This window comes from Streptomyces sp. URMC 123 (assembly GCF_051386515.1).
GTDB lineage: Bacteria > Actinomycetota > Actinomycetes > Streptomycetales > Streptomycetaceae > Streptomyces.
The window spans coordinates 1-4046 of record NZ_JBPQTV010000455.1 but is presented as its reverse complement, the minus strand read 5'-3'; the positions used below and the strand labels follow the sequence as shown (position 1 = coordinate 4046).

The 4046-nt window shown below is 72.1% G+C and carries 4 protein-coding genes; 1 reads left to right on the top strand and 3 read right to left on the bottom strand.

Annotated elements, in window-relative coordinates; genetic code table 11:
- The first annotated feature begins 157 nt into the window (after positions 1-157).
- Positions 158-676 carry a DUF5709 domain-containing protein gene (locus ACSNOD_RS29205; protein WP_436770081.1) on the top strand — a complete coding sequence of 173 codons (519 nt, stop codon included), beginning with the start codon at positions 158-160 and terminating at the stop codon, positions 674-676.
- A 308-nt stretch (positions 677-984) separates the two neighbouring features.
- Here the strand turns inward: ACSNOD_RS29205 and ACSNOD_RS29200 are convergent, their stop codons facing one another.
- The 3 genes from ACSNOD_RS29200 to ACSNOD_RS29190 form a co-directional block, all read right to left on the bottom strand.
- Positions 985-1848: an RNA polymerase sigma factor SigF gene (locus ACSNOD_RS29200; RefSeq protein ID WP_436770083.1), complete on the bottom strand. Its 864-nt coding sequence runs from the start codon at positions 1846-1848 to the stop codon at positions 985-987.
- A gap of 214 nt (positions 1849-2062) precedes the next feature.
- Positions 2063-2707: a L,D-transpeptidase family protein gene (locus ACSNOD_RS29195; protein ID WP_436770082.1), complete on the bottom strand. Its 645-nt coding sequence runs from the start codon at positions 2705-2707 to the stop codon at positions 2063-2065.
- Positions 2708-3263: 556 nt separating this feature from the next.
- The coding region (locus ACSNOD_RS29190; protein WP_436770080.1) for a DUF6328 family protein at positions 3264-4046 on the bottom strand (783 nt) is incomplete at its 5' end.

Sequence of the window (4046 nt, the reverse complement as noted above, 5' to 3'; positions counted from 1 at the left end):
GGCTCACAGGCCCGTTTAAGGCCTAACTTCCGTCCGTGGCGGCGGCCTTCCCCCGTGCGTCACGATGGTGTCGCCCCCCGCGCCCTGATACGGATGCGAGCCGTGGGGTACACGTAACGCATGGCACCCGAGATGGAGGAGTCAGGAGGAGTGACGCATGTCCGATGAGGCGTTCGGCGACGAGGTGTACCAGCCCGTCGACTCCGACGACCGGGACAATCCCGACGACCTCGACCTCGAGAACGCGCTCGACGAGAAGAACCTCGACGAGACCCTCGACGAGGGCTACTCGCCCCCCGAGAAGCCGCTGGCCGTGACCAAGCACGGCACCACCGCCGGTGAACAGCGGGAGGGGGCGTCGCTCGACCAGCGCCTGGCCCAGGAGGAGCCCGACGTCGGCGCGCCCGACGGCAACGGGATCGGGGACCTGCCGGGCGGGGACGGGGAGCCGCTGGACGACCAGGTGGGCGAGGTCCGCGCCGGCCGGCTCGTCGGCGCGGACGAGGGCGTCCCCCGGCGCAACGAGGACGTCGTCGCGCGGGACGTGGGCGTCGACGGCGGGGCCGCGGCGGCGGAGGAGGCCGCGGTGCACATCGTTCCCGATGAGGAGGCGGGCGAGGCGGGCCCCCTCCCCGACAAGGGCCGCGTGCCGCCAGCCGGCCCCGGCGCGGCCTGAGCTGAGGCGGCCCGAGCGGCACGGTCCCGGTCCGGACCGAGTCCGATCCGGGTGCCGCCTCGGGCGGCGCCCGGACCGGATGGCGGGCGCACCGTGGCGCCGCACGCCACACGACGGGACGCGACATGAGCACGACGACGCCCGCGCCCGGGTCCAGGACCGAGTCCAGGACCGAAAGGCACAGGCGTCGTCGATGGTCGATGACGGACGAGAGACGAGAGATGACGGACGGTCGATGACGGGCGAGGGTCACCTCGCCGACGGGGGCGGCGAGGTGACCGGGCCGTCTGCCGTCACTCCTCCGGCCGTCACTCCTCCACGAGCATCCGCTCGCGCAGCCGGGCCAGCGTCCGGCTCAGCAGCCGCGAGACGTGCATCTGGGAAATGCCCAGCTTCGCCCCGATCGTGGCCTGGGTCATCTCCTCGCCGAAGCGCATCCGCAGGATCAGCTTGTCGCGCTCGTCCAGCTCGTGCAGGAGCGGCTTGAGCGCGTGGAAGTTCTCGATCTTCTCCAGCTCGGGGTCGGAGTCACCGATCCGGTCCGCCAGGGTCCCCTCGCTGCCGCTGTCGTCATCGGCGGCCGAGGCGTCGAGCGAGCTCGCCGTGTAGCCGTTGCTCGCCACCTGGGCCTCGATGATCTCCTCCTCGCTCAGCCCGAGCAGCTCGGCGAGCTCCGAGGTCCTGGGGGAGCGGCCCAGGTGCGTCGCCAGCTCCTCCGTGGCCTTGGCCAGCTCCAGCCGCAGCTCCTGAAGGCGCCGCGGCACCCGCACCGCCCAGCTCGTATCGCGGAAGAACCGCTTGATCTCCCCGACGATGTAGGGCACCGCGAACGTGGCGAACTCCACCTCGCGGGAGAGGTCGAAGCGGTCGATCGCCTTGATCAGGCCGATCGTGCCGACCTGGACGATGTCCTCCATCTGCTCCGAGCGGTTGCGGAAGCGCCCCGCGGCGAACCGGACCAGCGACAGGTTGATCTCGATGAGGGTGTTGCGAACGTACTGGTACTCATGCGTGCCCTCTTCCAGCACCGCCAGCCGGTCGAAGAACAGCTTCGACATCTGCCGGGCGTCCTTGGGGGCAACCTTGCCCGGCTCCTCGACCCAGGGCAGGTCGGGGCAGGGCGCACCGGTGGGCGCGGAGGTGATCGGGCCGGCTTCCACCGATGCCGTCATGACGGAGTTGTTCACGAAACCCTCCTTGCTCTGCATATGACCGAGCGGCGCCTACCCGACCACCGCGAGACCATGCTCACGGAGACGATCTTCGGCCGACTCGAGTCCTCCCTGCCGGACACGGGCACAACGCGGTACTACCTGTCCGAGGCAGCGCCTACCCGGCCGGCCGAGGTCAATGCCTCTCGCCCGGCAGCGCATCGGGTTCCTCTTCTCAGGTGCCCGGTTTACGCCCAAATACGTGGACGTCATCGCCGTTTCGCAGCAGATTCCAGTACTGACGAGCGTCCGCCGGGCGCATGTTCACACAGCCGTGGGAGCCCGGCGGGGACCAGACGCTCCCCGGAATGGAGTGGAAGGCCTGCCCGCCGTCGAAGAACTGGCTGTACGGCATGGGCACGTCGTACAGCGTCGACCAGTGGTTCTGGTTGCGCCAGTAGATCTTCTTCGCTCCGGTGCGGGTCTCATGGCCGTCGCGCCCGGTGCGCACCGGCACCGGCCCGAGGACGAGCCGGGCGCCGTCCTGTATCCAGCTCAGCTGCCGGGTCAGGTCCACGCACGCCACCCGGCCGCGGTCGGTCGGGCACCGGCCGGCCCGGTTCGGGTTGCCGGCCGCGGCCTTCTGCTGGTTCATCAGGTCCATCACGCCCCAGGTCACCGGCCCCGCGTAGCCGATGGTCGGGCTGATGCCGTGGCGCGTCTGGAACGCGCGGATCGCGGCGCAGTCGGCGGGCGACTGCCGCCCGTCCACCGGCCGCCCGAGAAACGCCTCGACCTGCTTCTGGTGCGGCCCGCTGCGCGTCGTGCACGAGGCGGCCGCGGCCGGCGTGCCGGTGAGGACGACCGTGAGCGGCGCCATCAGGGCCACGGCGCCCACCGTGGCCACGCCGGCCCGGTGGACCCGGCGCGCCCGTCTCGTACCGTCGGCCGCCCGGCTGTCCCTCATCGCCCGATGTCCGGTGGCCGCTCGTCCTCCGGTGGCCGTACGTCTTCCTGTTCCTGCGGCAGTTCGGCTTTCCCCGGCCGTTCGACGCCGCCGGAGTCCCCTGAGTCTCATGGTCACCGCGCTCCCTCGGAGGTGTGCTGGTGAATGGTTTGTCCTGTAGGACAAACGCCACCCGTCCGGGGTTGCGGTCCCATCGCGCCGTCGATCGGGCCGACGTGGTGTCCAGTTCGCCCCTTGCCGGGGCGGCGCCGAGGGGTGTTCTCTCGAACGAGGAGACGACACGAGGAAAGAGGGAGTCGACCATGGCCCTTGGTACGTCCGTTTCCCCGACGCCCCACGCCGGCTGCACCTGCGGCCCGGGCTGCACGTGCGGCTGCCAGTCCGGCGGCCCCTGCCAGTGCGGCGGCTGACCACCGCGGTCGGGCACACCCGAGGGCCGGTCGCCGGGCGACCGGCCCCTCACATGTCGTCATATGTCGTCGACGGGGTGGACGACGGCCACGCCGTCCACCGGGGCGATGGTGCGCCGGGCGCCGGGGGCACCGTCCGGGTTGGCGGTCGTCGCGCCCATCGCGCCCGTCGTGCCCGTCGTGCTCGTCGCGGCCGGGCGGCGGCCGTGGTGGAGCCTCATCCACAGGGGCAGGCCGAACCAGACGATCAGGAACCCCAGGACCGTCAGCACCGCGATGCAGGGCCCGGCGCCGACCCCGACGACGTCGAGCACCAGCAGGAGCGCGCAGCCCAGCGCCGCGGGCAGCAGCGCGAGGCCGGTCAAGGTGAGGCGGTTGAGCACCTTCAGCAGCCGGCTCTTGAGCCGGTGGCCGTAGACGATGCGGTGGCACGGGGCGGGCGCGGTCAGCAGGGCGGCGGACACCAGGGTGACCACGAGCGCGGTCACATAGAGCCAGTGCTGGCCGGGGGTGAGGTCGGCGAAGCGGGGCGTGAAGGCGAGGGCCATCAGAAAGCCCGCCAGATACTGCACACAGGTCTGCCCGATCCGTACCTCCTGGAGCAGTTCGGCGTAGGCGGTGCGGTCGCGGTCCGCGAGGCGGTCCGCGGCGGGGCCCGAAGGGCCCTCCGCCTCGGCCTGTTCCGCGGCCCGTTCCGCGCCACCGCGTTCGGCCGGCCGCTGCGCCGGTCTGACGGGGCCGGGGGCGGGTCCCGTCACCCGTTCGCGCAGGCCGGGCAGGGCCACGGGCGCGCCGAGGACGGCGGTCCGGCGCGACGTGAGGGCGAGTGGTGGGTCCTGCGG